Raw genomic sequence first — 3,002 nt, forward strand, 5'->3', positions numbered from 1 at the left:
ATGAATGAAACTCAACAAAGGGATTGTTCTAATGCAAAATGGGCAGTTGAAATGCAAACCGACAATCGTGTTCCTTACGGAATTGGAAAAAATGAAAATTACAACAAAGACGCTCTTAAATGGAAATAAACTAGCGATTATTTTTTTAATTTTTCTTGCTCCAAATTTAGCTTTTGGGGTTGAAAGTGCAGAAGGCGTTTTAAGCATAATACACAATGGGCTTTTATCTTGGACGCCTCTTATTAAAACCGCTTGTTTATGGGTATTTTGGACTTTAGTTATTATTGATTTAGTTTAGACTTTTGACTTTGTTCTCTTTCTAAATTTCTTTATGGCAAATTAAGCTCGACCTATAGAGTTAATCCCTACTCCTGAAATTCAACACTCTCAAATCGTGGCTTATCCACAAAACAAGATTTTTCTTTTAAAAATAAAACCTCGACAACCCCTACAGGACCATTTCTATTTTTGCCGACTAAAATTTCAGCATTTTCTTGCATAGGATTAGGAATGAAATTTCTTTGATAAGGCTTGCCTTCGGCTTTCGCTTTATTTTCACGCTCTTTTTCATCTTGTTCCCTATAAACCTCATCACGATATACAAACAAAATCGTATCCGCATCCTGCTCTATAGCCCCACTTTCACGTAAATCACTCATCATAGGACGCTTGTTTGCACGCTGTTCTAAAGAACGATTGAGCTGTGAAAGCGCGATGATAGGCATATCAAGCTCCCTTGCTAAAAGCTTAAGCCCTCTTGAAATTTCGCTGACTTGCAAATGTCTATCATTAAAATTAGAATTACTCATCATAAGCCCTATATAGTCGATCACGCAAAGCCCTATACTTTCTTCTTGAGCCTTTAAGCGCCTTAAAATCGCTCTTACATCTGTAATAGTCGCATAACCACTATCATAGATAAATAATTTCTTTTTAGAATAATAATTGCAAGCATCGCCAATGCGTTCCCATTCGTTATCATTTAAATCCGCAGTCAAGATTTTTTGCAAAGGAATGGAAGTTTTTGCCGAAAGCATTCTTTGCATGATTTGAGCAGCAGGCATTTCAAGCGAAAACATCACCACTCCTTTATCCTGTCTTAAAACCTTTTCTATAAAATTTAAGCACAAAGTTGTTTTTCCCATACCTGGGCGCGCTGCGATGATGATAAGCTCCCCACCTTTAAAACCCTTAGTCATAGTATTTAGATCTTCAAATCCTGTATCAAGTCCTATCACGGATTTGTTTTCAAGGCTTTTTTGTTTTTTAAATTCTTCCAAAAGCTCACTTAAGACTATTTCTATATCTTTGATATCGTTGGTGTTTACACGATTGGTGATGTTAAAAATTTCCTTGCCGATTTCATCAGAAATTTCACTGACTGCGCGATTATCATTGATCCTTGTTGGCAAAAGATGGGCAAAGCTTAAAAGCTGTCTTTTAATCGACTTTTCGCGAAGTTCATTGACATAAGCGGGAAGATCTATTATCGAAGGAGTTGCGATAATCTCGGTTAAAATTTGCTCGTCTATTTTTTTATGCTTTTTTAAAAAGCTAATCGATATAGGCTCTCCAGCATTCACGCAAGCAATAATAGCTTTAAAAACATCCTGATGAGCTTTAAGACTAAAATCCTTAGGTTCTATATCTCCTGCTATACTAGAATAAGCATCCTCACTCATAATACAACTACTTAAGATTGCACGTTCTAAATCCAAATCAAAATGCTCTTGCTGCACCTATTTTCCTTTTTTGAGTAAAATTTATTGAAAGATTTTATCTAAAAGAATCTAAAAATTCACATAAGCTTTTTATAAAAAATTAAAGTAATATTAGTTACAATAAAATTTCTAATTATAAAAACTATCAAGGAGTTTATCTTGAAAAAAACCTTATTTTCTTTTGCTTTGGCCTCTTTATTTGTAAGTCAAGCTTCATCCATAGAATTTCAAAGTGGTCTTAGCGGAAATTTAAGCCTAGGAGTAGGTGTAAGAGATGTTAAGAGCAATATCTCACCTCTAGCAAATAGTGACTATCTAAGCGGATACAATGCCGATAATTCTGATACAGCTGCTATCCCTTTTATAGGTCTTGAGCTTTATTATGGCAATTTAATCGATAATGATAGAGTATTTCTTAAAAACTACAACGGAAGGGATTTAAGCGGTATTGCTTTGGGTTATGAAAGAGCTTATTTAGAACGCTTTAGCACTTCTTTTTCTTTCATTTCATCTTTAAGAGAAAAAGCTTATGCTAATCCTTATTTTATAGGCAATCGTGAAGAAACCGATGTAAGTAAATACGGCTTTAGAATTTCACAACTTTATGAAAGTGATTTTGGAAAATTCAACGCTTCTTATGTTTTTGCAAAAAATAAATTAGATAAAGAAAGTATAGAATTTGCTTCTCTTAAACGAGAGGGAAATTATCATGAGTTAGAATTAAGCTATAATTATTCTTTATTAAATTTAGGCTTAAACTATGATTATAATGATGCTGATGGAAAGGCTCAAAGCTACTCAAGATATGGCTTTAAAATAGGAACACATCTGGTTTTTGCAAGAAATTATATCCTAACTCCAAGCCTAAGCTTAAATCAATACAAAACAGATGGCACCGATCCTATTTTTAACCAAAAACAAGATGGTAGCATTACAAAATTCAATCTCAAGCTCGTAAAAAATCAATTCTTAGGCTATAACTCACTTTATGGTTTTACAAATTATGGCTTAGAAAAAAGAAATAGCGATATAGATTTTTACGATGAAACATATCACATCTTACTTACAGGTGTAGGATATAAATTCTAAAATCAATCCAAAGAAACTATCCTTATAAAAACGATAGTTTCTTAAAGACTTTTCTAACAAAAATACAAGCTAAAACCAAAACACAAAATTCAGCAAAAAATGGACTAAGCCACACTCCTTTTAAGCCCATGATAGAAGATAAAATCAAAAGAAAACATAAAGGAATAAAAAGATTTTGACTCAAGCTTAAAA

3 protein-coding genes and 1 pseudogene are annotated in these 3,002 nt (G+C 33.0%); 2 read left to right on the forward strand and 2 right to left on the reverse strand.

Annotation, left to right across the window (positions count from 1 at the left end; genetic code table 11):
* Positions 1-91 precede the first annotated feature (91 nt).
* The gene (locus CCO88_RS09475; protein WP_002840512.1) at positions 92-298 is read left to right on the forward strand and encodes a hypothetical protein; all 207 of its coding nucleotides are present in this window, start codon (positions 92-94) and stop codon (positions 296-298) included.
* A 67-nt stretch (positions 299-365) separates the two neighbouring features.
* Here the strand turns inward: CCO88_RS09475 and CCO88_RS09480 are convergent, their stop codons facing one another.
* On the reverse strand, positions 366-1,739 hold the full coding sequence (locus CCO88_RS09480; RefSeq protein WP_002780905.1) for a replicative DNA helicase: 1,374 nt from the start codon (positions 1,737-1,739) through the stop codon (positions 366-368).
* 141 nt (positions 1,740-1,880) lie between these two features.
* Here CCO88_RS09480 and CCO88_RS09485 point away from each other — a divergent pair, with 141 nt between their 5' ends.
* Positions 1,881-2,810: a DUF2860 family protein gene (locus tag CCO88_RS09485; RefSeq protein WP_002840514.1), complete on the forward strand. Its 930-nt coding sequence runs from the start codon at positions 1,881-1,883 to the stop codon at positions 2,808-2,810.
* A gap of 22 nt (positions 2,811-2,832) precedes the next feature.
* Here the strand turns inward: CCO88_RS09485 and CCO88_RS10390 are convergent.
* Positions 2,833-3,002: pseudogene (locus CCO88_RS10390) on the reverse strand (MATE family efflux transporter); the annotation flags it as partial.

Origin of the sequence: Campylobacter coli LMG 9860 (genome assembly GCF_000254135.1) — a bacterium.
Taxonomy (GTDB): Bacteria; Campylobacterota; Campylobacteria; order Campylobacterales; family Campylobacteraceae; genus Campylobacter_D; species Campylobacter_D coli.

Coding starts and splice junctions, on each gene's coding strand:
- CCO88_RS09475 (WP_002840512.1), top strand. CDS start 92: ATGAAAATTACAACAAAGACGCTCTTAAATGGAAATAAACTAGCGATT.